Annotated in this window: 25 protein-coding genes and 3 tRNA genes; 1 reads left to right on the forward strand and 27 read right to left on the reverse strand. The window is 49.2% G+C overall.

From position 1 onward, the window contains the following. Positions 1-21 precede the first annotated feature (21 nt). The 23 genes from ACMP1L_RS10920 to ACMP1L_RS11030 form a co-directional block, all read right to left on the reverse strand. Complete coding sequence (locus tag ACMP1L_RS10920) at positions 22-1242, reverse strand: sugar ABC transporter substrate-binding protein (protein WP_373244861.1); 1221 nt, start codon at positions 1240-1242, stop codon at positions 22-24. A gap of 386 nt (positions 1243-1628) precedes the next feature. Then, positions 1629-2201, reverse strand: a complete 573-nt coding sequence (locus ACMP1L_RS10925) for a GerMN domain-containing protein (RefSeq protein WP_177304300.1) — start codon at positions 2199-2201, stop codon at positions 1629-1631. 22 nt (positions 2202-2223) lie between these two features. Beyond that, positions 2224-2664, reverse strand: coding sequence for a MarR family winged helix-turn-helix transcriptional regulator (locus ACMP1L_RS10930; RefSeq protein WP_373244860.1), 441 nt, complete (start codon positions 2662-2664; stop codon positions 2224-2226). A gap of 146 nt (positions 2665-2810) precedes the next feature. Then, positions 2811-3326: a spore maturation protein gene (locus ACMP1L_RS10935; protein WP_418453036.1), complete on the reverse strand. Its 516-nt coding sequence runs from the start codon at positions 3324-3326 to the stop codon at positions 2811-2813. Beyond that, positions 3323-3928, reverse strand: coding sequence for a nucleoside recognition domain-containing protein (locus ACMP1L_RS10940; protein WP_118733429.1), 606 nt, complete (start codon positions 3926-3928; stop codon positions 3323-3325). The genes ACMP1L_RS10935 and ACMP1L_RS10940 overlap by 4 nt, the downstream gene beginning before the upstream one ends. Positions 3929-4110: 182 nt before the next feature. Continuing rightward, positions 4111-5223, reverse strand: coding sequence for an NAD(P)H-dependent flavin oxidoreductase (locus tag ACMP1L_RS10945; protein WP_118733430.1), 1113 nt, complete (start codon positions 5221-5223; stop codon positions 4111-4113). Between the two features lie 80 nt (positions 5224-5303). Then, positions 5304-7022 (reverse strand): acetyl-CoA carboxylase carboxyltransferase subunit alpha, encoded by a 1719-nt coding sequence (locus tag ACMP1L_RS10950; RefSeq protein ID WP_418453037.1) that lies wholly within the window; start codon positions 7020-7022, stop codon positions 5304-5306. Positions 7023-7081: 59 nt separating this feature from the next. Then, the gene (locus ACMP1L_RS10955; RefSeq protein WP_373244854.1) at positions 7082-8437 is read right to left on the reverse strand and encodes an acetyl-CoA carboxylase biotin carboxylase subunit; all 1356 of its coding nucleotides are present in this window, start codon (positions 8435-8437) and stop codon (positions 7082-7084) included. A gap of 31 nt (positions 8438-8468) precedes the next feature. Next, the gene (fabZ, locus tag ACMP1L_RS10960; protein WP_118533704.1) at positions 8469-8897 is read right to left on the reverse strand and encodes a 3-hydroxyacyl-ACP dehydratase FabZ; all 429 of its coding nucleotides are present in this window, start codon (positions 8895-8897) and stop codon (positions 8469-8471) included. 10 nt (positions 8898-8907) lie between these two features. After that, complete coding sequence (gene accB / locus ACMP1L_RS10965; protein ID WP_177304295.1) at positions 8908-9417, reverse strand: acetyl-CoA carboxylase biotin carboxyl carrier protein; 510 nt, start codon at positions 9415-9417, stop codon at positions 8908-8910. An 18-nt stretch (positions 9418-9435) separates the two neighbouring features. Continuing rightward, complete coding sequence (gene fabF, locus ACMP1L_RS10970) at positions 9436-10674, reverse strand: beta-ketoacyl-ACP synthase II (RefSeq protein ID WP_118733434.1); 1239 nt, start codon at positions 10672-10674, stop codon at positions 9436-9438. A gap of 83 nt (positions 10675-10757) precedes the next feature. Then, positions 10758-11498 carry a 3-oxoacyl-[acyl-carrier-protein] reductase gene (gene fabG / locus ACMP1L_RS10975; protein WP_118733435.1) on the reverse strand — a complete coding sequence of 247 codons (741 nt, stop codon included), beginning with the start codon at positions 11496-11498 and terminating at the stop codon, positions 10758-10760. Continuing rightward, the gene (fabD, locus tag ACMP1L_RS10980) at positions 11499-12419 is read right to left on the reverse strand and encodes an ACP S-malonyltransferase (RefSeq protein WP_118733436.1); all 921 of its coding nucleotides are present in this window, start codon (positions 12417-12419) and stop codon (positions 11499-11501) included. Positions 12420-12441: 22 nt separating this feature from the next. After that, complete coding sequence (gene fabK, locus ACMP1L_RS10985; protein ID WP_118533699.1) at positions 12442-13368, reverse strand: enoyl-[acyl-carrier-protein] reductase FabK; 927 nt, start codon at positions 13366-13368, stop codon at positions 12442-12444. 96 nt (positions 13369-13464) lie between these two features. Continuing rightward, positions 13465-13698, reverse strand: a complete 234-nt coding sequence (gene acpP / locus ACMP1L_RS10990) for an acyl carrier protein (RefSeq protein ID WP_118533698.1) — start codon at positions 13696-13698, stop codon at positions 13465-13467. A 74-nt stretch (positions 13699-13772) separates the two neighbouring features. Then, positions 13773-14738: a beta-ketoacyl-ACP synthase III gene (locus ACMP1L_RS10995; protein WP_118733437.1), complete on the reverse strand. Its 966-nt coding sequence runs from the start codon at positions 14736-14738 to the stop codon at positions 13773-13775. Positions 14739-14911: 173 nt separating this feature from the next. Beyond that, entirely contained in the window at positions 14912-15247 is a 336-nt protein-coding gene (locus tag ACMP1L_RS11000; RefSeq protein WP_118733438.1) for a helix-turn-helix domain-containing protein, read from the reverse strand. Between the two features lie 115 nt (positions 15248-15362). After that, complete coding sequence (gene rsmI / locus ACMP1L_RS11005; protein WP_177304293.1) at positions 15363-16235, reverse strand: 16S rRNA (cytidine(1402)-2'-O)-methyltransferase; 873 nt, start codon at positions 16233-16235, stop codon at positions 15363-15365. A 64-nt stretch (positions 16236-16299) separates the two neighbouring features. Beyond that, the gene (locus ACMP1L_RS11010) at positions 16300-17040 is read right to left on the reverse strand and encodes a tRNA1(Val) (adenine(37)-N6)-methyltransferase (RefSeq protein WP_118733440.1); all 741 of its coding nucleotides are present in this window, start codon (positions 17038-17040) and stop codon (positions 16300-16302) included. Beyond that, positions 17033-17944, reverse strand: coding sequence for a PSP1 domain-containing protein (locus tag ACMP1L_RS11015; RefSeq protein ID WP_118733441.1), 912 nt, complete (start codon positions 17942-17944; stop codon positions 17033-17035). Before ACMP1L_RS11015 ends, ACMP1L_RS11010 begins: the two co-directional genes overlap by 8 nt. A 37-nt stretch (positions 17945-17981) precedes the next feature. Beyond that, positions 17982-18992, reverse strand: coding sequence for a DNA polymerase III subunit delta' (gene holB, locus ACMP1L_RS11020; RefSeq protein WP_118733442.1), 1011 nt, complete (start codon positions 18990-18992; stop codon positions 17982-17984). A 131-nt stretch (positions 18993-19123) separates the two neighbouring features. Further along, a complete protein-coding gene (locus ACMP1L_RS11025; RefSeq protein WP_118733443.1) occupies positions 19124-19714 on the reverse strand; it encodes a nucleoside/nucleotide kinase family protein in 591 nt (196 codons plus the stop codon). A 22-nt stretch (positions 19715-19736) separates the two neighbouring features. Next, a complete protein-coding gene (locus tag ACMP1L_RS11030) occupies positions 19737-21302 on the reverse strand; it encodes an aminotransferase class I/II-fold pyridoxal phosphate-dependent enzyme (RefSeq protein WP_177304289.1) in 1566 nt (521 codons plus the stop codon). 121 nt (positions 21303-21423) lie between these two features. Here ACMP1L_RS11030 and ACMP1L_RS11035 point away from each other — a divergent pair, with 121 nt between their 5' ends. After that, a complete protein-coding gene (locus tag ACMP1L_RS11035) occupies positions 21424-21660 on the forward strand; it encodes a hypothetical protein (protein ID WP_118733450.1) in 237 nt (78 codons plus the stop codon). A gap of 43 nt (positions 21661-21703) precedes the next feature. Here the strand turns inward: ACMP1L_RS11035 and ACMP1L_RS11040 are convergent, their stop codons facing one another. From ACMP1L_RS11040 to ACMP1L_RS11055, 4 genes are all read right to left on the reverse strand, one after another. Next, a complete protein-coding gene (locus tag ACMP1L_RS11040; RefSeq protein WP_177964284.1) occupies positions 21704-23368 on the reverse strand; it encodes a hypothetical protein in 1665 nt (554 codons plus the stop codon). A gap of 126 nt (positions 23369-23494) precedes the next feature. After that, positions 23495-23567: transfer RNA gene (locus ACMP1L_RS11045), tRNA-Lys, on the reverse strand. 3 nt (positions 23568-23570) lie between these two features. After that, positions 23571-23643 (reverse strand) — tRNA-Phe (locus tag ACMP1L_RS11050). 4 nt (positions 23644-23647) lie between these two features. Then, positions 23648-23721: transfer RNA gene (locus ACMP1L_RS11055), tRNA-Met, on the reverse strand. Between the last annotated feature and the right edge of the window lie 75 nt (positions 23722-23796).

The raw sequence follows: 23796 nt of genomic DNA on the forward strand, positions 1-23796 counted from the left end.
GCCCAAATCATCTTTTGTAAATTATTTACCAGCTCTTGCTGCTGCATCTTCGATGGAGATCTTGGATGCTGCCTCTTTCAGGCCCTCAAGATCCAGCTCAGACATCTCAACCAGTTCCTCATCGGTGTAAGGAAGCTGATCTACAAAGTACTGCTCGTAAGCTTTGTAGTCATCTGCGGAAGATACATACAGGTACGGGAACGGAACGTCCTCGAACTTGCCTTCAAATCCGCTGTAGTTGCCCTTGATTGCGTTGTATACCATCATGAAAGCGATAAGCGGGTCGCAGTAATGTCCGCCAGACTGGCCAGCCATGGAACCGTTCTCAAGTCTCTCTCCAAGATCCGGAAGGAAGTCGGTGGAAACAATGTCGATATCCTGAACTTTGCCTGCACGCTCAACTGCTGCGATAGCGCCCTGAAGCGGATCACCGCCGCCGCCTGCCGGGATCAGTGCGTCAAGAGTCGGATCTGCTGACATCAGAGCCTCTGCTGCCTTGGAACCACCCTCAGAAGAAGTACCAGCGTACTGCGGCTCAGACAGCTTAGCCTGATCATCCGGATGCTCTTTGTTCCAGTTCTCAACGCCAGCTTTGTAGCCTTCCCATCTGCCTAACCAGGTAGCATCACCCTGCTCCCAGCCGATCAGACCGATGTTTCTGTCACCCTTGTCCAGAAGAATCTGAACCAGCTTCTCGCCGTTCTCCGGCTCATTCTCATGAACTGCTCCGATGTAGTACGGAGACTGGGTTGCCATGTCGTAGATATCTGCGCTGTTATCCTTGCTGATCACACGGAAGAACTGTGCCAGATAAACCTTATTGTCATTTGCAGTCTTGATTGCAGAAGTCATCTCAGTATCAGAAGAGTTACAGATAATGATGCCCTGGCATCCTGCTGCAGCAAGCTGCTCTACAGAAGCGGTAACCTTCTCAGATACATGGCCCTGGTCAACATACTGAACCTGTACACCTAAAGCCTTTGCCGCCTCATCCAGAATCAGTTTACACTGGGAACCAAGAACATCGGTAGAAGACCAGATGGAAACACCGATCTTAATATCCTTGTTGTCGATACCGGAAGCTGCTGCCTCGGTGGTCTCTGCGCCGCCCTCTGCCTTGGAGTCAGCTGCCGGGGCTGCTGTGGTTGCGCTGGATGCTGCACCACCGCCGCATGCGGTCAGGCTTGCCAGCATCGCTGCTGCTGTCACGGTTGCCGTTGCTTTTTTGAAGACTTTCTTCATTTTGATTCCTCCCAACATATTTTTAATTGTTTTCAACAACTATCATGGCTTTATTATACGTTTTGACAGCAAATTGCGCAATATAATACAAGACATTTTTTCTTAAAAGTTGTATTTTTCACTATGCAAAACCATCTAAAAGTTGTCATAATATCCGATATTTTTTATCACAATCATACATGTTGCATCATTTTTCATCGGTATCTTGCATCGTTTTTTGTGTATTTCTGTCAATATACGCGTGAATTCTTTAACGTTCCAGATTCTTTCTAAATACAACTTTGAGGTTTTAGAAAAGCTGTATGGTTTTAGATGTCTGAACAATCCGTGCAAAAAAGAGACCAGCATTGCACACTGTGCTGCCGGTCTCCGGTTTATTTTCTGTATTATTTTCCCGCATCTGCAAAGCTCAGGCCCTCTGCCAGAGTCTGTCCTCCTGCCTTGATGGTGATGGTTTCTGTATCCATGTTCTCGCAGAAGGTGTTTGCCACTGCCTGAAGAACCTTTTCCTGATTTTCAGACGGGAACTGGCTTAATTCCAGGGTTGCTTTCTCTGCCATGGTAGTATCCGCGCTCACACCCGGACCTGCCTCCTGACTTGCAGCACTTCCCTCGGTGGTGAAGCTGACTGCCTTGGTTCCGTCATCCAGCACTCCGTACTGGACAAGAAGATCTACCAGGCTCTGCGCGTCCAGAGTCTCTACTGAGTCCATGCTTCCCTCAATCTTGCTTCCATCTTCGCTGACACTGTATATAGATACCATCTTAAGATCCGGTGCATCCTGATCAACCGGTCTGCCTGTCACCACACCCGGACCTGCATCCGCAGTAGACTCAACTACTTCTTCCTGCTGCGGTTCTTTCACCTCGCCGGTTTTATTTTTCTCGGTGGTCGGGGTACATGCTGCTAATGATAAGATCATCATGGCTCCCAGTAAGCCCATGACTAATTTCTTCATGATGATAAAGCCTCCTTGTATATTATCCTTTTGCCTTGCGGAACCAGAGATTCAGTTTTGCAAGTGCCTTGACAAGGCTTTCGGTCTCGTCGGGAGTCAGATCCTGTAAAATTGCCTCAATCATATCGTGGTGGAACTGTTTGTGATGCTCATAGGCATGCCTTCCTTTTTCGGACAGCGAAATATAGACTACACGCCGGTCTTCTTTTCCTCGTTCCCGGGTCACGTAGCCCTTCTTTACCAGACTGTTCATGGCTATGGTCAGGGTTCCCACCGTCACAGACAGCTCTTTGGCAATCATAGACATATTCTTGGGTTCTCCTGTGCCAATGGCCTGGATCACATGCACATCGTTATTTGTAATATCCTGGAATTCCTGCGTGATGATGGCCTGCTCCTCTAAGTCCATCACATCACGAAACAGCTTTACCAGGGCATCGTTTAATGTCGCGTAAGTATCCACTTTTCTCCCTCACTGCACGCGAAGCCTGTCGCTCCGCTCTTGATTATACATGATTTGACCACTTTCGACAACCGAGTTTTTCTTACGAGATTGTGAAAGATTTGTGATTTTTGTTACAAACTTCCAGGCTTTGTGATTTTCTTCCATCACTTTCCTGTAATCCAGATACTGGCCGCGATCCCGGCCCCCGTAGCGATCAGTGCCCCGGGCACGGTATAACGGGTGCGGCGCACCTGTACACTGCCAAAATAAATACTGAGGCAATAAAAGACCGTCTCTGTGCTGCTCATCAGGACCGATGCCGCCATGCCAACGCGGCTGTCCGGCCCGTACTGTCGAAACAGATCCAGCAAAAGCCCGGTAGCAGCCGAGTTAGAAACAAGACGCACCAGCGTGATGGGAACCAGTTCGCGCGGAATATGAAATATCCCTGCAGCCCCAGCGCAGATGCCAGTCATTGTATCCAAAAGCCCAGAGGCCCGCACCACGCCTACTGCCGTGACCAGACCGATCAGTGTTGGCAGAATATCTGCCACTGTTTTCATGCCGCTTTTTGCACCGTCCAGGAAATCATCAAATATGGGACGGCGCGAAATCAGGCCGAAAGCAATCACATAGCTGATGACAAAGGGAAGAAGGATTTTGGAAAGCCACAGAATCATAAATGAGCTGCCCTCCTGTTTTTCCAGTCCATAACCTTACAGAAAATCACCGCCGCCAGCGTGGAAATGGCCGTAGCCGCCAGCGCAGGTCCCAGCACCGCCTCCGGCTGTCTGGATCCGTACTGGCTCCGGTAAGCAACCAGCGTCACCGGAATCAGCTGCAGGGACGAAATATTCAGTATCATAAACGTACACATGGATGGGGTGGCCACGGGCTCCTCATCCCGGGCCGTCGGGATGTCCTTCGCCATCTCCTGCATGGCCTTTAACCCCGCAGGTGTAGCCGCCATGCCAAGTCCAAGCATATTAGCAATGATATTCACCGCAATCGGTTCCCTGGCCGGATGATCCCTCTCAAGTTCCGGAAACAAAAAATCCAGTACGGGTGCCATACAGCCGGTAAGCCATCTCACCAGTCCTGCCCGGCTTCCGATTTCCATAATTCCACACCAGAACGACAGAATTCCGAGCATGGTAAGACCCAGGCTCACGGATTCTTTTGCAGAGTCCAGAAGAGCCTGGGTCACTTCGTTCCATGTTCCATTACATGCACCCCAAAGCATTCCGGCCAAGAGCATTCCGCCCCACAGATAATTCAGCAATACCGGTCACTTCCTGTTCTGATCATGCTGCCGTGCCGGATCATACGAGCCGTGCGCAGCATCATTTGCTTTCAATCTATGGGAGTTTCAACTCCTTTATGCCATACCGGAAACACTTTTCTTTTGCCATACAGCGTTTTCGCCTTTTATACAGTCAGGCTGTGTACCACAGGCTCCTCCTATTACACTGTTCCAACCAGATCCTGCACCACAGCCTCCACCGTCTCGATCTTATCGGCACGGTAAGCATTACTGCCGCAGAACAGCAGGGCATCATTCAGCGCTCCCTCTGCCGCATTGGACAGAGCTTTGGTAATGCAGTACGGGATATTAGCCGGATCACAATGCTCCAGACACTGGTAACAGTGGCTGATCTTTGCTTTTTCCCCACGCTCTTTCATGGCCGTGATCTTCTCCAGGAACGGATTTACAATGGCACGCCCAGGCATGCCTACCGGACTCTGGGTGATGACAATATCTTCTGCCTTCGCGTTGATGTAGGCCTGCTTGTAGCTCTCCGGTGCGTCACACTCCTCAGTGGTGACAAAACGGGTTGCCACCTGCACGGCGTCCGCGCCAAGCTCCATGGCATGCTCCACATCCTCCCGGGTGTAAATACCGCCTGCGATGGCTACCGGAATATGTTTCTGGTACTTCTCCTCAAACTGTTTTACCACCTTCATGATACTGCGGATTTCTTCATCATACAGATCCTGATGGTAGGTATGCGGCACATCCTTTGTGTCTGCGCCGTAGCGGCTCAGATCCTCTCTGGAAAAGCCCAGATGACCACCTGCCAGCGGCCCCTCGATCACCAGAAGATCCGGAATACGCTTATACTTGCGGTCCCACATTTTGCAAATCACCATAGCGGATTTTGCAGTGGACACAATAGGTGCTATTTTCGTCTTTGCCCCTTCCACAAGCTCTGGCAGAGAAACCGGAAGTCCGGCTCCGGAAATAATAATATCCGCTCCGGCCTTCACGGCCTCCTTCACATACTGTGCGTAGTTGCGGGTTGCCACCATAATATTAAATCCGATAATACCCTTCGGCGCGATCTCCCGTGCTTTCTTCAGTTCCTCACCAATGGCACGCAGATTTGCCTCCATGGGTGCCTTTAAAAACTCCGGATCCTTAAATCCGATCTGCGCGGTGGAAATGATACCAATACCACCTGCTTTCGCTACTGCTCCTGCCAGGGAGTGCAGGCTGATGCCTACTCCCATCCCCCCCTGAATGATGGGATATTTTGCTGTAAGATCACCGATTTTTAACGCTTTCATTATACTCATATGCTTCTCCTTAAGCCGGCAGCAGCATTCTGCCGCACAGATTCTCGTCATTTTCTGCGTCAATCCGCCACTGCAGCCATTTACATATTCCGGAATCTCTGGTAACGGGATTCGCGGATCTCTTCCTTGGTTTTGCCTCCATACCGCTCAAAAAATGCGGTCATGCTCTGTCTGATATACTCTGCCAGTACCGGCATAGTCTCAATGGTTGCAGGCTCCTGCTCCGGGATCACTTGCTCGATCAGGCCGCGCTCATAAAGATCTGCTGCCGTAATCTTCATAACCCTGGCTGCGTCCGGTGCCTTCTTGCTGTCCTTCCACAGGATGGACGCAAAGCCCTCCGGAGAAAGAATGGAATAAATGGCATTTTCCAGCATCCATACTTCATTGGCCACCGCCATAGCCAGTGCACCGCCGCTTCCGCCTTCTCCTATCACGATTGAAAGGACCGGAACGGTCAATGCCGCCATCTCAAAAAGGTTGCGGGCAATGGCTTCACCCTGTCCGCGCTCCTCAGCCTCGATGCCGCAGAACGCGCCAGGTGTGTCTACAAAACAGATCACCGGTCTGCCAAAGATTTCAGCCTGCTTCATCAGGCGCAGCGCCTTGCGGTATCCGTCCGGGGACGGCATGCCAAAATTCCGGTGAATATTTTCCTTGGTGGTGCGGCCCTTCTGCTGGCCGATCACCGTTACCGGCATACCGCGGAAAGTGGCAATGCCACCGATGATAGCTCCATCATCGCTGAAATAACGGTCACCATGGAATTCCATAAAATCATCAAACAGCGCGTGAATGTAATCCAGTGCCACCGGACGGGCTGCGCTTCTGGAAAGCTGCACGGTATCCCAGGCATTTTTTCCACTCTTTTTCTGTTTTTTCAGATAGTTTTCCACAGACACTGCCGGTTCTGCCTGCACATGCTGTGGATTCACAGTCATTTCCTGTTTCTTGTGCATCCGCAAAATATCTGCCAGAACATCCCTCTGGTTTTCCCGGTCTACGATCTTATCCACAAAACCATGTTCCAGTAAGAACTCTGCTCTCTGGAAGCCCTCCGGAAGCTTCTGCCCAATGGTCTGCTGAATGACACGCGGCCCTGCAAATCCAATCAGAGCATTGGGTTCTGCCAGGATGATATCGCCTAACATGGCAAAGCTTGCTGTCACGCCCCCCGTAGTCGGATCTGTCAGGACGCTGACAAAAAGCTGTCCTGCCTCATGATGCTTTTCCAGTGCAGCAGAAGTTTTGGCCATCTGCATCAGGGAAACAATGCCCTCCTGCATTCTCGCGCCGCCTGAGCAGGCAAAAATAATGACAGGAAGTTTTTCCTCGGTAGCACGCTCAACCATGCGGGTAATCTTCTCGCCCACCACATGTCCCATACTGCTCATAATGAACCGGGCATCACAGATACCAATGGCAGTCTCAAAGCCCTTGATAGTTCCCTTGCCGGTTACGATAGCTTCCTGGAGTCCGGTCTTTTCCTGTGCTGCCTGGACCTTCTTCTCGTATCCCGGGAAATCTAATGGATTGGAAAACTCCATTTCCTTATTCCATTCTTCAAAGCTGCCCTCATCCAGCAGCATCTCAATGCGGCGGTACGCATGCACACGGAAATATCCGCCGCACTTCGGACAGACATACAGATTGTTGCGCACATCTTCCACATAGATCGGCTGACCGCACTTATTACACTTTCTCCAGAGTCCCTCTGGGATGTTCGGCTCTTCTTCGCTCTTAGCCTTACGGTGAGTGTCAATCATGGTATATGTCTTTTTAAACATATTTTTAAACATACAGGATTCTCCTTAATAGGCGTAAGACACAGGAAAAAACTTCCCTGTGCCTTATTACATTACTTACAGTATTCCGGGAACTGATCCGGGATAAATCCGGTATCAATTTTATGGCCGTCCTGATAAACCGGATTGCTTAAGATCTCAAACTGAAAATCCAGATTGGTATCGATGCCTTCAATGATCAGCTCGCCCAGCGCACTTCTCATCTTCGCAATGGCCTCTGCACGGTCTTTTCCGTGTACGATCAGCTTCATCAGCATGGAATCATAGTTGGCCGGAACCTTATACTCATTGTAAATGTGTGTGTCCACACGAACTCCGTTGCCTCCCGGAATGTGAATGTTGGTAATCTTTCCCGGACACGGCATGAAATTCTTTGCCGGATTCTCTGCGTTGATGCGGCACTCAATAGCATGACCCTGGATATGGATATCCTTCTGGGTCACACTTAATTTCTCTCCTGCTGCCACACGGATCTGTTCTTTGATCAGATCCAGACCGCTTACCAGCTCCGTTACCGGATGCTCCACCTGGATCCGGGTGTTCATTTCCATGAAGTAGAAGTTTTTATTCTTATCTAACAGAAACTCGATGGTTCCCGCATTTTCATAGCCAACGGCCTTTGCCGCCTTTACAGCAGTCTCGCCCATCTTTTTGCGAAGCTCCTCCGAGATTGCGATGGACGGAGACTCCTCCAGCACCTTCTGGTGGCGCCGCTGAATGGAGCAGTCACGCTCGCCTAAGTGAACAACATTGCCATACTTATCCGCCATGATCTGGAACTCAATATGACGCGGGTTCTCTACGAAACGCTCCAGGTACATGGTGTCATCGGAAAAGCCCTTCACGGACTCCATCTGCGCATTCTGGAAGTTGGCTTCAAAGTCTTCCTCACTCCAGGAAACGCGCATACCCTTACCGCCTCCGCCGGAGGAGGCCTTGATCATAACAGGAAAACCAATCTCCTTTGCCATCTTCAGAGCCTCTTCTACCGTGTAAACCGGCTCCTTGCTGCCCGGAACGACCGGAACTCCGGCCTCCACCATAGTCTTTCTGGCTGCAGATTTATTGCCCATCTTATTGATGATCTCCGCAGACGGACCAATGAACGCGATGCTGCACTTCTGGCACAGCTCCGCAAAGCGCGCGTTTTCGGAAAGGAATCCGAATCCCGGATGAATAGCTTCTGCCTTCATGGCTACGGTAGCTGCCAGAATACGCTCCATATTCAGGTAACTCTGATTTGACGGTGCCGGTCCGATACAGATGGCCTCATCTGCCAGAAGGGTGTGCAGACTATCGCGGTCTGCCTCCGAGTAAACTGCCACGGTCTTAATTCCCATCTCGCGGCAGGCCCGGATAATTCTTACCGCAATCTCGCCGCGGTTCGCGATTAAGATTTTATCAAACATTCCCGTACCTCAACTCTGCGTTTCCGCGGCCTTACTGGATCGCAAAGGTCAACTCTGCTGATACCGCGATCTTTCCTTCTGCATTGGTCGCAACAGCCTTGCCAACACCGATCGGGCCTTTGCGCTTAATGATTTCGCACTCCAGCTTCAGACGGTCTCCCGGCAGCACCATCTGTTTGAATTTTGCGTTGTTGATGGAACCGAAGAACGCGGTCTTGCCCTTATTCTCCGGCAGGCTTAAGATAGCTACCGCTCCAACCTGTGCCAGCGCCTCGATCATCAGCACTCCCGGCATAACCGGCTGTCCCGGAAAATGACCGTTGAACTGCGGCTCATTAAAGGTAATTGATTTGTAGCCAACCGCGCGTACGCCCGGCTCCAGCTCATCGATAAAATCAATCAGCAGAAACGGATGTCTGTGCGGAATGATCTCCTGGATTTCTTTGATTCCCAGTCTCATAATATACCTCCTATCGGATGCGGAACAGCGGCTGTCCGTACTCTACCACGTCTTCGTTGTTCACCAGGACTGCCTCTACCACACCGTCATATTCACTCTCGATCTCGTTCATCAGCTTCATGGCCTCAATAATACCAAGAACCTGACCTTTCTTTACGGTATCGCCTTCCTTTACGAATGCCTCTGCCTCCGGAGAAGCGGAAGAATAGAAGGTTCCTACAAGCGGAGAAGTCACAACCTTATCAGAACCAATATCCAGGGTACTCTCCTTTTTCTCTTCAGCTGCCTTTTCCGGTGCCTCAGATACCGCAGCCGGAGCGGCTGCCATCTGCATCGGCATTGTGCCCATCATCGGAGCGGCCGGCTGGGAAATCACAACCGGAGCAACCGGAGCCTGTGCTACGTTTTTCTTCTTCTTTTTCTTGAGCACCAGTTTCTGGTCACCCTCTTCATATACAAAACTGGTCAGGCCGTTATCGGAAACAGCCTGGATCAGTGTTACGATCTCATCAATCGTCATGGTCTACCTCCTGAAGCCTTACGCCTCGAATTTCTTTACCAGCAGGGTTGCATTGTGTCCGCCAAAGCCCAGGGAATTGGAGATTGCACAGTTTACATCCATCTGCACGCCCTCACCCTTACAGTAATCCAGATCGCACTCCGGATCATCCTTCTCCAGGCCTGCGGTTGCGTGAACATAGCCCTCCTGAATGGACTTTACACAGGTGATAAACTCCACACCGCCTGCAGCACCTAAAAGATGTCCGATCATGGACTTGGTGGAGTTGATCTTAGTCTTGTATGCGTGATCACCAAGCACGATCTTAATGGCCTTGGTCTCAAATAAATCATTATGATGGGTACTGGTACCGTGGGCGTTGATGTAGTCTACATCCTCTGGCTTCATGCCAGCGTCTGCGATAGCCATCTCCATGGCTTTTGCCGCACCGCTTCCGTCCTCAGCCGGAGAAGTGATGTGGTAAGCGTCACCGGTTGCACCATAGCCGGCCAGCTCAGCATAAATCTTGGCACCTCTTGCCTGCGCGTGCTCTAAAGACTCTAATACAACGACACCTGCACCCTCACCCATGATAAAACCGCTTCGCTCTGCATCAAACGGAATTGATGCCCGGGCCGGATCATCTGTGGTGTTCAATGCAGTCAGGGAGGTAAATCCAGCCACGCCGATCGGAGTAATGCTTGCCTCTGCGCCGCCTGCTACCATCACGTCGGCATCACCATACTGGATGGTACGGAATGCCTCACCAATTGAGTGGGTACCGGTTGCACACGCGGTTACTACATTGATGCATTTGCCCTTCATGCCAAACTGGATGGAAACGTTTCCTGCTGCCATATTGCTGATCATCAGCGGAACCAGAAGCGGATTTACACGGCCCGGTCCTTTTTCCAGAAGCTTTTTGTACTCACGCTCAACGGACTGCAGGCTTCCGATACCGGAACCAATGCTTACGCCCACACGGAACGGATCTTCCTGGCTCATATCAAGATCTGCATCCTCAACAGCCTGTCTGGTTGCAGCTACTGCGAACTGGCAGAACTGCTCCATTCTCTTTGCTGCCTTCGGATCCATGAACTGCTTCGGATCGAAATCCTTAACCTCTGCTGCCAGCTTTGCCTTGTAATCTGTCGTGTCAAAATAGGTGATCGGTGCAATACCGACTTTCTTTTCTTTTAAACCATTCCAGAATTCTTCTACGCTATTGCCGATCGGGGTGATGGCACCCATGCCGGTTACTACTACTCGTCTGCTCATATCTGTTCTCCTGTGATTTTTCTTTCAACACATGCGGCGCTATCTTCAGATCTGACTTTGTCACCGCCGTTTGCCTGCTTACGTTACATGGCCATTCCGCCGTCTACACAGATAACCTGTCCTGTAATGTACTTTGCTTCGTCAGATGCTAAAAATGCTACCAGATTTGCTACATCCGCAGTCTCGCCGAATGCTCTCATTGGAATCTGTGCACTGATATTTTCCTTGATAGTATCAGACAGCACCTCGGTCATATCGGTCTTGATAAATCCCGGGGCCACTGCATTGCAGGTGATGCCGCGGCTTGCCATCTCTCTTGCCACTGCCTTGGTCATGCCGATCACGCCCGCCTTGGAAGCACTGTAATTTACCTGTCCTGCATTTCCCATGACGCCGGATACAGAAGAAATATTTACAATATGTCCGCTCTTCTGCTTTAACATCTGACGGGAAATGTGCTTGATGCAATTGAAAGCGCCCTTTAAGTTGGTATTTAACACTGCATCAAAATCTTCCTCGCTCATCTTCATCAGCAGATTGTCCCGGGTAATCCCGGCGTTGTTCACCAGAATATCCACACGGCCGTAGGTCTTTACCACATATGCCATCATCTCAGCTGCCTTGTCATAGTCCGACACGTTGCACTGCAGGGCCTCAGCCTTTCCACCCAGTGCCTCGATCTCTTTTACCGTCTCCTCAGCCTTTTCTGCAGAACCGTTATAATTAACAACAACGGTTGCTCCCTTTGCTGCCAGAGTCTTTGCGATTTCTTTGCCGATGCCGCGGCTCGCGCCGGTCACCACTGCGATTTTTCCAGTTAACATTTATTTCAGTTCCTCCACGACTTTCGCCACGTCATCCAGTTTCTCTATATTAAGAACCTTTACGGTTCTGTCGATCTTTCTCATAAATCCGCTCAGGGTTTTTCCCGGTCCGATTTCCACGAAGGTATCCACGCCGTCAGCCAGCATGGTGCGGACACTCTGCTCCCATCTGACAGAGGAAGAAACCTGCTTTGTCAGAAGCGGTTTTACCTCTGCCGCATCCGTTACATACTGCGCAGTCACATTGGCTACATACGGGATCTGCGGGGTATGCACCTCCACCTGCTCCAGTACCTCGCCAAGCTTCTCGCCTGCACCGGTCAGCATGCGGGAATGGAACGGTCCGCTTACATTTAACATAATGGTGCGCTTTGCACCGGCTTCCTTTAACTTTTCACAGGCAGTTTCCACTGCCTCTTTCTTTCCGGAAATCACAATCTGTCCCGGGCAGTTATAATTTGCGATCTGCACGCCTTCAATATCTGCAATCGTCTCCTCTATAACAGCCGCATCCATAGCCAGAACAGCCGCCATAGCGCCCTGCCCTGCCGGAACGGCCTGTTGCATCAGGATTCCTCTCTGTCTCACGGTTGCAATAGCATCTTTCTCGCTTATAACACCGGCAGCATAGAGTGCGCAATATTCACCCAGGCTTAAGCCCGCAGTCACATCCGGCTTTACCCCCTGTGCTTCCAATACCTTTGTCATGGCAATGCTGGTGGTCACCATCGCTGCCTGGGTATACTCAGTGATATCCAGACGGTCATTCTCCGTAAAGCAAAGCTCCGGAACGGAGAATCCCAGGATATCGGTTGCCAGGTCGAAGGTTTCTTTTCCTTCCTTTGTCTGCTCATAGAAATCCTGTCCCATGCCGCATACCTGCGCGCCCTGTCCCGGGTAAATAAATGCGATCTTACTCATCACTCTTGCTCCTTTTTCTCTCTTACTTGCGGCCCAGAAGTGTCTCTGCCTGTGCCATCATCTCATCAATCATTTCCTTGCAGGTCTGCTCTTTGGAAACCATTCCTGCAATCTGTCCTGCCATCACGGTTCCGTTGGTAACATCACCTTCCTGAACCGCCTTGCGAAGCGTTCCGAGGGTCAGGTACTCCAGCTCCTCAAAGCTCTTGCCCTCATTCTCCAGCTTCACATACTCTCTGGTCATCTGATTTCTTAAGCAGCGTACCGGATGTCCGTGGGTGCGTCCGGTTACGGTAGAATCAATATCTTTTGCCTTTAAGACACGGTCTTTGTAATTCTGGTGTACGGTGCATTCCTTTGCAACCAGGAAGCGGGTTCCCATCTGAACTGCCTCTGCGCCCAGCATGAACGCTGCCGCGATACCGCGTCCGTCACCGATACCGCCTGCCGCGATAACCGGAATGGAAACAGCGTCCACAACCTGTGGAACCAGGGTCATGGTAGTTGCTTCACCGATGTGTCCGCCGGACTCAGTTCCCTCTGCCACAACAGCGTCTGCGCCGTAGCGCTCCATTCTCTTTGCAAGAGCTACGGAAGCTACAACCGGGATTACCTTAATGCCTGCTGCCTTCCACATCTCCATATATTTTTCCGGGTTTCCGGCACCGGTGGTTACAACCTTTACGCCTTCCTCCACGATCACCTTGGCCACCTCATCGGCGTACGGGCTCATCAGCATAACGTTTACGCCAAATGGCTTGTCGGTCACCGCCTTTACCTCACGGATGTAATTGCGGATTACCTCTGCCGGAGCGTTTGCTCCGCCGATCAGGCCCAGGCCGCCTGCCGCAGATACTGCCGCTGCCAGATGGCTCTCTGCCACCCATGCCATACCGCCCTGAATGATCGGATATTCAATGCCTAAGAGTTCTGTAATTCTCGTTTTCATCTGACTCCTCCAACTTCCTGCTTTCCATCAGGCTTGTGCTCAGAACTTGTGTTCCAGACGCAAGCCTGATGTGCTGTCTAAAAAAGGGTGCAGGGCTTACGCCTCTACACCTTTCTCCTTCAGGTAATTCATAACATCGCCAACAGTCAGCAGGTTCTGCAGATCATCAGATGGGATCTCTACAGAGTACTCATCCTCCAGGGCCATAACCAACTCAAACAGATCCAGGGAGTCAGCACCTAAATCCTCTTTAAAAGAAGAAGCCTCGGTGATGCTGTCTGCATCTACGCTTAACTGGTCTGCAATGATTTCTTTCATTTTCTCTAACATAATTTTGATCTCCTTTGATATGAAATATTTTCTTTTATAATTTGAAGGAAGCGGCGTTTCATCCGCATTCCATACTACCAGGTTAACAGGACAGCTCCCCAGGTAAGGCCGCCTCCAAAGCCTGCCAGCACCAGTTTGTCACCCCGGCTTAGCTTTCCTTCCCGGTTTAACTGGTCTAACAGGATCGGCACTGTAGCGCCGGAAGTGTTTCCATACTTGTCAATGTTCATCGGCACCTTGTCAAGAGGCTGCTTTAACCGCTTGGCTACTGCCTCGCAGATCCGGTAATTAGCCTGGTGCAGGACAAAATACTTAATAGCCCCAATCTCTGTTTTGCTCTCGGAAAGCACCTGGTTAATGCATTCCGGAACCTTCTTTACCGCAAACTTGAATACCTCCTGCCCATTCATATAGATATATCCCAGCTCCGGAGTTTTCCCGTTCAGGAAATTTCCCTCACTGCGGGCCAGACAGGAAAGCACCATGCCTCTGGCTCCATCAGAACCCATAACCGTATGAATGATACCGTCTTTTTCATCTGCCTGAATGACTGCCGCTCCGGCACCATCTCCAAATAAAACACAGGTTGCCCGGTCACTCCAGTCAGTCAGCTTACTCAGACAATCCGCGCCGATGATGAGCCCGGTCCGATATACACCGGCCTGGATAAACGCCTGGGCGGTGCTGAGCGCGATTTCAAATCCGGAACATGCCGCGCTGATATCAAACGCCATAGCATGAACCGCTCCGATGGCCGCCTGCACTTCACAGGCTCCGTTCGGGAAACAGTGATCCGGTGAGGATGTCGCAAGCAAAATAAAATCAACTTCCTCTGCCGATACGTTTGCGTTCTTTAGAGCACGCTCTGCCGCTCTGGCGGCCAGCACACTGGTGCCTTCCGTCTCCGCGATACGGCGCTCATGGATTCCTGTGCGGGTGACGATCCACTCGTCACTGGTCTCTACAACCTCTGCCAATTCTTCATTCGTCACAATCCGTTCCGGAACATAAGAACCGGTTCCAATAATTCTGCCTGTCATGCTCGTACCTGTTTCCTCTTCAAATTCGTGCTAAACTCTGTCATAACCATCTGAATTTTATTTTTATTTTCAAATGTTTTGATATTCAAAGTATTTTGACGTTCTTATCTTATATAATAAAAAGAGTTTTGTCAAGCAATATTCCCAACAAAACTCTTCTGTAAGCCAATCTTTTATTTTGTTTCGATCTGCTCATCTTTTAAAAGACGCATCATCAAAACCACCACATGCTTGCGGTCCTTGTTCAGTGCCTCCCATTCGCATACCGGAAAATCTTTGGCGGTATGCTCTTCCGGGGTGTCTTCTACCAGGCTTAAAAATTCCGAACATTTCATGCCAAACGCTTTGCTGATCTTTGTCAATGTGTCAATGCTGACGGTACTCCGCTTGTTAAACATAGTTGTCAGAGTTGACTGTTTGATTCCACTTAACTGAGAAAGCCGGTATCGGCTGTAACCCCTCTGCTTCATCAACTCTTCGATTTTCGCCAGCAGCCTTTCGTTTTCCATGATGTCATATCTCCTTCTCCTTTGAATACCTCTATCTTATTGGATTTCAGAGACATGCCATAGATTTAATATTTTGATAATATAAGGCGATATTTTGGCATATTTTGCCAGTCAGTTATTGTTCTTTCTGCTCTGTCAGCATGCGGTACACGTCCCTCTTTGCGATTCCACGGTCCTTCGCCACCAGCTTCATAGCCTCTTTCCGGTCAATGCCCTGGTTTAAATAGAGATCCATATGCTCCTCCAGGCTCATCTCCTCCCAGGATTTCTGCTGCTCCGCTTTCAGTTCGCCAATGCTCTTTCCCTCAATGACAATAACGCACTCCCCTTTTGGTTCTTCGGTTCCATAACGCTCCAGCGCATCTGCGAAGGTAGTCCGGTAAGCCTCCTCATATTTTTTCGTCAGTTCCCGGCAAATGGTAATGCAGCGGTCTGCTCCCAGTGCATCAGAAAGCTCCTGCAGCGTCCGTACCAGATGATGAGGCGCCTCATACACGATCATCGTGCGGGTTTCCGTTTTTAACTCCTCCAGGATCCACTGACGCTCCTTTTTATCAACCGGCAGAAAGGCCTCAAAACAAAACCGCCTTGTCGCCAGGCCGGATATAGTCAGCGCCGTAATACAGGCTGCCGGTCCCGGAAGGGATGTCACCTCAATGCCTGCTTCATAGCACTGTTTCACCAGTTCCTCTCCCGGATCAGAAATCCCCGGCGTACCAGCATCGGTCACCAGCGCAATGTTCACGCCCTGGCGCATCTGCTCCACCAGATACCGTGCCTTATCAATCTTGTTGTATTCATGATAGCTCGTCATCGGAGTCTTTATCCCGAAATGGTTCAGCAGCTTAATACTGTGTCTGGTATCCTCTGCCGCAATCAGGTCTGCTTCCTTTAAAGTATTAAGTACCCGCAGGGTAATATCATCCAGATTACCGATGGGTGTCGCGCAAAGATATAATTTCCCTGCTGCTTTTGCCTGCTCCGCCATAATTTCCTCCTGCTATTTGCAAAATCTGCTCCCGGAACCACTAAAATAACATTCCGTATGCCTTTTAATATCCGTAAACATCGTAAATTTCCCGTGTATATACGCCAGGCTCCCTGTATACAATGATCGGCGCTTCCACCTTCATCATGGATCTGCCTCCGCGCACTGCCTCAATCAAAACCATGTTGGCTTCCTTGTCCACAAACGGATGCACCAGCTTCATGCGCTTCGGCTCCAGTTTATAGGTCTTTAAGGCTGTTATAATTTCTGCCAGCCTGTGCGGCCTGTGTACCATATAAAAACGCCCTCCGCTTTTTAAAAGCAGTGACGCCTCCCGGCAGACATCATCCAACGTGCAGAACACCTCATGCCGCGCGATGGCTTTTGGAAGCTCCGGATTTTTCAGGCCGTGATTGTCATTCATGTAAGGCGGATTCGAGGTAACTACGTCAAAAGAAGCCTTGCCGAACAGGCGGCTGGCTTCTTTGATGTCTCCTCTTACGATGTCTACCCGATTCTCCAGCTGATTTAAGCGGACACTGCGGCCTGCCATCTCAGCCACCTCCTCCTGGATCTCCAGACCGGTAAAATGCTTTCCCTTTGTCTTGGCTTCCAGCAGAATCGGAATAATTCCGGTTCCGGTTCCCAGATCTACGGCTACTTCGCCTTCCTTCACCTGGGCAAAACCGGATAACAACACGGCATCCATGCCAAAACAGAAGCCCTTTTTTTTCTGGATGATACGGTAACCGTTTCTCTGCAGATCATCGATCCGTTCATCCTCACCGCAAGTCACATTATTCATTCAGCTTTGATTTTCCTTCCTTCTTCTCCAACGCTTCCAGCTTCTTCAGTTCATGATCCTCAGGCTGCTCATTCTTGCCTTTTCTGCGACGCGGTTTGAACTTCAGCTGCTCCACCTTGTATTCGCGGATTTCTTTCTCATCTTTTTCCACCGTCACAATGACCTTTACCAGCTGGCGCAGCACATTCACGCTTTGCACCTCACCCTTTAAGCCGTCGTCGGTTGTTACATAGTCACCCACACCCGGGAGCTTGCTGTTTAAGTACTCGTAAGTTTCCTCCTCGTTCTTTAAACAGCACATCAGACGTCCGCAAACACCGGAAATCTTGGTTGGATTTAAAGAAAGATTCTGCTCCTTCGCCATCTTGATGGATACCGGTATGAACTCCGACAGATAAGAATGACAGCAAAGGGCTCTTCCGCAGATTCCCACACCACCTATGATCTTGGTTTCATCTCTCACGCCGACCTGACGCAGCTCGATCCTGGTCTTAAACACAGATGCAAGATCCTTTACCAGTTCACGGAAGTCGATACGTCCGTCTGCTGTAAAATAGAAGAGAATCTTATTGTTATCAAAGGTATACTCTACATCAATCAGTTTCATCTCCAGCTTATGCTTGCGGATCTTCTCCTGACAAATTTTGAAGGCATCCTTCTCTTTCTTGCGGTTTGCTTCCTCGCGGGCAATGTCTTCCTTATTTGCCATACGAATGACTGCTTTTAATGGCTGTACCACCTTGTTATCTTCTACATCACGGTTTCCCAGCACGACATGGCCGTACTCAATGCCGCGGGCGGTCTCTACAATAACATGGTCCCCGTTTTTAATTTCCAGCTTTCCCGGAGAAAAATAATAGATTTTTCCTGCTGCGCGAAAGCGAACTCCAATTACTGTTACCATAAATTTCTATCTCCTATCTGTTCCCGGCGTTCTCTTTTTACGGTTCACGCCTGCGATCAATCTGCTCCTTCATCACCAGAAGCATCAGCTCCATGGCAAGCTCCATATTTACATTTGCATCCAGACGGATACGCGCTTTATCGATTGCCTGTAAAATCTTTTCCAGACCCTCGTAAGAACACTTCTGCCCCATCTCATTGATGCTGCTGTACTCATCCTTAAAAATAAGTTGGTTCATGTCCCTCGCTACCTTGTAAAGCAGCACATCCCGGTACCAGAGCTGCATGAAATCCAGACACTCGTAAATATCCAGATTTTCCTCTTTCATCTTGCGAATGTAATCCAGCAGTTCCGAAATATCCATCTCCTTCACATGCTTTAGGAGATGCAGCATCTCCCCATGCAGAAGCTTAAAATCTTCGGACGAAGCCAGCGAAATGGCTTTTCCCAGATTTCCACGTGCAAAAGCCGCATAGATGTCCGCATCTGCCTCCTCCACATGCAGGGTATCGGTTAAATATTTCTTCACGGTAAAATCCCGAAGAGGTTTCAATTTCAGCTGCACACAGCGTGACAGGATAGTCGGCAGAAATGCCTCCTGGTTCGTTGTAAGCAAAAGGATCACCGCATAGGACGGCGGCTCCTCAATAGTCTTTAACAGCGCATTCTGTGCCTGCTGTGTCATCTTTTCCGCTTCATCCACAATGTATATTTTATAATAGCTGCTATATGGCCGGATCATGATGGTGTCGTTGATCTGCTTTCGGATGTCATCGACTCCGATCGTGCCGGGTTTTTCATGAGACACGTAGATCAGGTCTGGATGGCTGCCGCTTAATACCTGTTTGCAGGCGTGGCATTCCATACAGGGTTCGGTTTTTCCCTTCTCGCACAACAGGGTAAGAGCAAATGCATTGGCCAGGGACTTTCTTCCCATGCCTGCCTCGCCGGTCAGAATATAAGCGTGAGAAACCTTATTGTACTCAATCGCCTTCTGAAAATGTTCCTTTATCTGGTCATGACCGATGATTTCCTGAAAATTCAGCATCGCAGTCACCTCACAATCTCTCTAATTTTAAGGCATATCAATCAGAAGTATAACACACTTTTAGCTTTCAGCCAATGCTCCGCATTCCAAATTTCCGGCTTTATCTGCGGTCCTTTCTGTTTTTCCTGCTTCTATTTTCCCGTTTCCTGCCAGATCCGGTCCGCAATTGCCTGCACACATGCCTCCAGCTCCTGATTCTCAAAAGCTTCCGTCACATCCAGCTCCGCCAGACGTTCCGGTGAAAAATCCGCCTCGTCTGCAAGAAAACGTCTGCACAGTTCCGTATATTTCGGCTCTTGCTGCTGTCGTTCTCTGGCAATAGCCCGTTCCAGCCGTACACCGTCATCCACCGTCACATACAGTGGAACCAGCTTCTCTTTTCCATAATATTCCCGTAATTTCTCATAGGAATCCAGCGTACCGATCACCAGATAATCCGCCTGTGCCAGATTGATCTGCCCGTCATCCACAGTGGCGTAGCTCCATGGTCCAAACACTGTCTGATACGTCCGCACTTCTACTACCTTGCCGGACTGCTCCAGTTTTTTCAATTGCTTCTGACCTATAAAATGATACTCTACTCCCTCCTGCTCTCCGTCCCGCATAGGCCGCGTTGTATAAAGTACAATGCTTTTCAACTCCGGGCACAGACTACGCAGCCGTTTATAAATGCTGTCTTTTCCCGATGCGCTCTTTCCCATCAGATAAAAAATCTTCCCCATTTTCATTTCCTCCAGACCGGTTTTATCTCTCTTTCTTTTCCGGTGTCCTGTCTGTTGCTCTGTCTTCTTTTACGACCTGCAGATACTTTATTTCCTGATCCTTCATGCCCTGTACCGGAAGTCCGATATCCCGGTCATACAATACCTGGCTGATCAGCTTCTCTGTCATCCGTTCTCCCGGTGTGATGATCGGGATTCCCGGCGGATACAGATAGATAAACTCGCCTGAAATCCGTCCTGCAGATTCCTCCAGACGAATACATTCTAGCGGAGCATGAAACGCTGCTGCCGGAGTCATGCATATCTCCGGTGCCTGAACGTCCTGTATCTTTTTTTCCTCTACGCAGATCCCTGGCTCCTGCTGCACCTTTGTGCTGACTCTGTCATAATTTCTTCTATATGCTTTTATACTGTTATCTTCAAAATGATTCCCGGCCGTTCCGATGTTCCGATCGATGACAAGTAAAGCCGCAACCAGCCGTTCCAAATGTTCCTCACTGTCCAGAAAGGTCAGTATGGCCACCGCATAATCTGCCCCACACATTTCCATTTCTATCGCATAGTCCCGGCGCAGGCATTCATTCAGGTTTTCTCCTGTCATTTTTCCCTGACAGGAGATCACCAGTTTTGACTCATCCACATCAAATACACCATGAGCACCGATCTGGCTCCGGTCAAGCAGCTTTAGATTCCTCAGGTTTTTCAAACGCTCCCTCACCTTTTGAATGCGCACCGCAAACGCAGCCATATGCTCCGCTCCGTGCTGATGCATCTCAAAAATACACTGCTCCATCACAGCCATAAACACATAGGACGGGCTGCTGCTCTGATACATCTGAAGACACTGTTCCAGACGGTCACGCCTGACCCGCTGCCCCTTCAAATGCAAAACGGCTGTCTGAGTCAGACTCGGCAGCGTTTTATGAAGGCTCTGAATCACCAGATCTGCCCCACACTGCAGTGCGGATTCCGGAAAATATCCATCTCCAAACGAAAAATGCGCGCCATGGGCCTCATCCACAATCAGCGGAATATCATGAGCATGTACCACATCGGCAATCCCGCGGATATCCGAAACCACTCCGTCATAAGTTGGAGACACGATCAGAACACCGCGAATCTCCGGATGTTCACTTAGCTTCTTTTCCACATCTTCTGGTCTTATCCCGCCCTGAATCCCCAATTCTTCTATGATTTGTGGATAAACATACTCCGGCTTCAAGGAATTGAGGATAAGTCCGTGATACACTGACTTATGGCAGTTTCGGCTTACCAGTATGGACTCTCCAGGGCGCATAACCGCACCAATGGCACTTAAAATTCCACAGCTGCTTCCGTTTACCAGATAATACGTATGATCTGCCCCATACACTCCGGCTGCCCACTCCATGGAATCTTTCAAAATCCCCTCCGGATGATGCAGATTGTCAAATCCGTCAATTTCCGTAATATCAATAGAAAACGGATTGGGAAAATCCCGCAGCAGTCCATATTCCATATGCCGCTTGTGTCCCGGCATATGAAAAGCAGCTGTCTCCGAAGCGCTATAACGTTTTAACCTTTCTCTCAGCAATTCCTCTCTTTTCATCCACAAACCTCATTCTTTTTTCCAAACTCTAATATGTGATTGTAACATACAACTCCTTTACATTCCAACCTCTTTTCTTTATAATTGACATGTACTAATAAAAGAAAAGAGATGAATGATCGTGCGTGAAATGGAATTTAAAATGGAGCGCCAGGGCCTGGTAAACATCGGCGATGTGGTTGATGTCACAGAGCGTGAGGGATTCAACTACAGCTACATCATTGAGCCTGCCGTAGCCATGTCAGGCTGCTATAAATCCCGCGATCGCCTGAAATCCAAACAGGGCGTTATCAAAGATATTAAGGAAAATTCCCGTGGATTCTATGTTATTGCGGAATTTGACGAACCGGAAATCTGAAAAAACAAATATTCTTACACAAAAACAGGGTTGTGACGGACAATCAGTCTTCCATCACAACCCTGTTTTTATCAGGAATGATCAAAACTCTGCGCCACATAGGCACCGGTTCTTCTCCTTTTTCCCAATAGCAGTCTTCCCAGTAACAATATACCTGTCCATCCTGCATCATCACAAATTCTACTCTGTCATTACCGGTTGTCTCTTCTCTTTCCCGAAGTTCTTCGTCATTCAGATAACTCATCTGACCTGATCTGGAAATTACCGCAATGACTCCATGACTGCTCTTCCAGTTCTTCGGATTGTAATTTCCATAAAGCTGGTCGCCTTCCTTAGAATAATACAGCTGCCAGATGCGCCCAGGAAAACGCTTATGCAGCTCCTCCACTTCCGCATCCTGTTCAGTCATGGAAATCCGGAATAACTGGCTATACTGCTTGCTGCGTTCCTTGCCCTTCATCCATGCACTGTAATAGATCCAGTCCCCTACAATACAAAAACTGTCGATGGATTTGCCCATGGACTCGAAAAGCGTTTCAGTTCCGCCTTTATTACAGAAAATTGCCTGTCCATTCCCATCTTCCTGTTCCTTCAGATAATAGGAAATACCATCACTCTCCCGGGCTGCAGCCTGAACAGTTTCAATCCGATTGCCGGACATCTTAAAGATTCGATCTCCATACAGGTAATTTCCATCAACATCCGTCTGAAGCTTTCTTCCCAGCGTATCATAAAGATAAATTTCATCCTGTTCCACCGCTGCATAAGTTCCAATCTGCTGTGTCTCAAAAACTGCATCCACACTGATACGCTGCACGGAACCATACTGCATGATATAAATACCATCTTCCCAGAAGGTAAAATTATCAACATCCTGGGCTATGACTTCTATTTCCTGATCACTGTCTGACCGGTACAGCGTATGATACAGAGATGGGTGTACTTTTGATAACTGGCTGTCTTTTCGTTCCGGACACGGCAAATAATAGGTCCAGCCATCCCGGGTCTGAATCTCCTCATTATAATCATGTTCCCCTGCCAGACTACTTTCCGATAATGGTACTGTATACAGGATCTGTCCTGTCTCGGAAAGAATGACAGCTTTATCTCCTAACTGAATCTCTGTATTCTCATTCTTGACTTCCGTTTTCTCTGGCTGCTGAAAGGTCCGCTCAAAAGGGGCCTGCAGTAAATCAAGCTGATGCTTTACCTTCCAGATTCCGACAACAGCAAGTACAAGCGCTGCTGCGAGCAGAAGCAGAGAAATGATTCTCTTTTCCCTTGAAAGCTCTGGCTCTTCCGTATGTTCTCCGTCACCTTCTACAATTCCAAGACGATCCTCAATTTCCAACAACAGAGAAGTTTCATCCAAATTAGTCAGATTCTCTTTTTTCGCCTCTTTAGACTGCATTTTTTCTTCGGCATAGGAAGCCTCGATCATTTCCTTTGTTGCCTCAATGCGGGTCTCTGCAAGAAAATCTGAACGCTTCAGCAGCCAGTCCAGTGGACTCTTCTCTTTCTGAAGCTGTTCCCCTCGCTGATACGCCTCCATATACACCTGAATCAGGAGTTCCTTCGTTTTATCTTCCTGTCCAAAAATCAGCTTGGCATGGCGGTATAATGACTTGTAAGTCAGAATATACAGATTTTCAAACTCATGAATCCATTGATTCCTCTCTGATATACTCTGTGTTTTTGTTCTTTTCATTCTATCGTCTCCTCTTTGGTCAGAGCACGGTCATAGATTAAAACAGCTTTGTTTCACAGGATACCATTACATATGAAACAAAAAGGCGAGAACCTTAACTTAAGGATTCCCGCCTTTTAAATGTACTGAGCGTGCGGGGATTCGAACCCCGGACAACTTGATTAAAAGTCAAGTGCTCTACCGACTGAGCTACACGCCCGTATGCCTTGGACCGGAATCGAACCAGTGACACGAGGATTTTCAGTCCTCTGCTCTACCAACTGAGCTACCAAGGCAAAATTGCGGGGATAGGATTTGAACCTATGACCTTCGGGTTATGAGCCCGACGAGCTTCCAGACTGCTCCATCCCGCGATATTTTTCTGAATGAACTTTATATTTTTGTTCTGTTCATTGAGGTATTATAGTCTCATTCCTCATAATTGTCAA

Source organism: Ventrimonas sp. (assembly GCF_048380235.1).
Classification (GTDB): Bacteria; Bacillota; Clostridia; order Lachnospirales; family Lachnospiraceae; genus Brotaphodocola.

Excerpts from the sequence above, each read along its gene's own strand:
- ACMP1L_RS10920 (WP_373244861.1), bottom strand. The coding sequence starts at position 1,242 with ATGAAGAAAGTCTTCAAAAAAGCAACGGCAACCGTGACAGCAGCAGCG.
- ACMP1L_RS10925 (WP_177304300.1), bottom strand. The coding sequence starts at position 2,201 with ATGAAGAAATTAGTCATGGGCTTACTGGGAGCCATGATGATCTTATCA.
- ACMP1L_RS10935 (WP_418453036.1), bottom strand. The coding sequence starts at position 3,326 with ATGATTCTGTGGCTTTCCAAAATCCTTCTTCCCTTTGTCATCAGCTAT.
- ACMP1L_RS10945 (WP_118733430.1), bottom strand. The coding sequence starts at position 5,223 with ATGAGTATAATGAAAGCGTTAAAAATCGGTGATCTTACAGCAAAATAT.
- ACMP1L_RS10950 (WP_418453037.1), bottom strand. The coding sequence starts at position 7,022 with ATGTTTAAAAATATGTTTAAAAAGACATATACCATGATTGACACTCAC.
- ACMP1L_RS10955 (WP_373244854.1), bottom strand. The coding sequence starts at position 8,437 with ATGTTTGATAAAATCTTAATCGCGAACCGCGGCGAGATTGCGGTAAGA.
- fabZ (WP_118533704.1), bottom strand. The coding sequence starts at position 8,897 with ATGAGACTGGGAATCAAAGAAATCCAGGAGATCATTCCGCACAGACAT.
- accB (WP_177304295.1), bottom strand. The coding sequence starts at position 9,417 with ATGACGATTGATGAGATCGTAACACTGATCCAGGCTGTTTCCGATAAC.
- fabF (WP_118733434.1), bottom strand. The coding sequence starts at position 10,674 with ATGAGCAGACGAGTAGTAGTAACCGGCATGGGTGCCATCACCCCGATC.
- fabG (WP_118733435.1), bottom strand. The coding sequence starts at position 11,498 with ATGTTAACTGGAAAAATCGCAGTGGTGACCGGCGCGAGCCGCGGCATC.
- fabD (WP_118733436.1), bottom strand. The coding sequence starts at position 12,419 with ATGAGTAAGATCGCATTTATTTACCCGGGACAGGGCGCGCAGGTATGC.
- fabK (WP_118533699.1), bottom strand. The coding sequence starts at position 13,368 with ATGAAAACGAGAATTACAGAACTCTTAGGCATTGAATATCCGATCATT.
- acpP (WP_118533698.1), bottom strand. The coding sequence starts at position 13,698 with ATGTTAGAGAAAATGAAAGAAATCATTGCAGACCAGTTAAGCGTAGAT.
- ACMP1L_RS10995 (WP_118733437.1), bottom strand. The coding sequence starts at position 14,738 with ATGACAGGCAGAATTATTGGAACCGGTTCTTATGTTCCGGAACGGATT.
- ACMP1L_RS11000 (WP_118733438.1), bottom strand. The coding sequence starts at position 15,247 with ATGGAAAACGAAAGGCTGCTGGCGAAAATCGAAGAGTTGATGAAGCAG.
- rsmI (WP_177304293.1), bottom strand. The coding sequence starts at position 16,235 with ATGGCGGAGCAGGCAAAAGCAGCAGGGAAATTATATCTTTGCGCGACA.
- ACMP1L_RS11010 (WP_118733440.1), bottom strand. The coding sequence starts at position 17,040 with ATGAATAATGTGACTTGCGGTGAGGATGAACGGATCGATGATCTGCAG.
- ACMP1L_RS11015 (WP_118733441.1), bottom strand. The coding sequence starts at position 17,944 with ATGGTAACAGTAATTGGAGTTCGCTTTCGCGCAGCAGGAAAAATCTAT.
- holB (WP_118733442.1), bottom strand. The coding sequence starts at position 18,992 with ATGCTGAATTTTCAGGAAATCATCGGTCATGACCAGATAAAGGAACAT.
- ACMP1L_RS11025 (WP_118733443.1), bottom strand. The coding sequence starts at position 19,714 with ATGGGGAAGATTTTTTATCTGATGGGAAAGAGCGCATCGGGAAAAGAC.
- ACMP1L_RS11030 (WP_177304289.1), bottom strand. The coding sequence starts at position 21,302 with ATGAAAAGAGAGGAATTGCTGAGAGAAAGGTTAAAACGTTATAGCGCT.
- ACMP1L_RS11040 (WP_177964284.1), bottom strand. The coding sequence starts at position 23,368 with ATGAAAAGAACAAAAACACAGAGTATATCAGAGAGGAATCAATGGATT.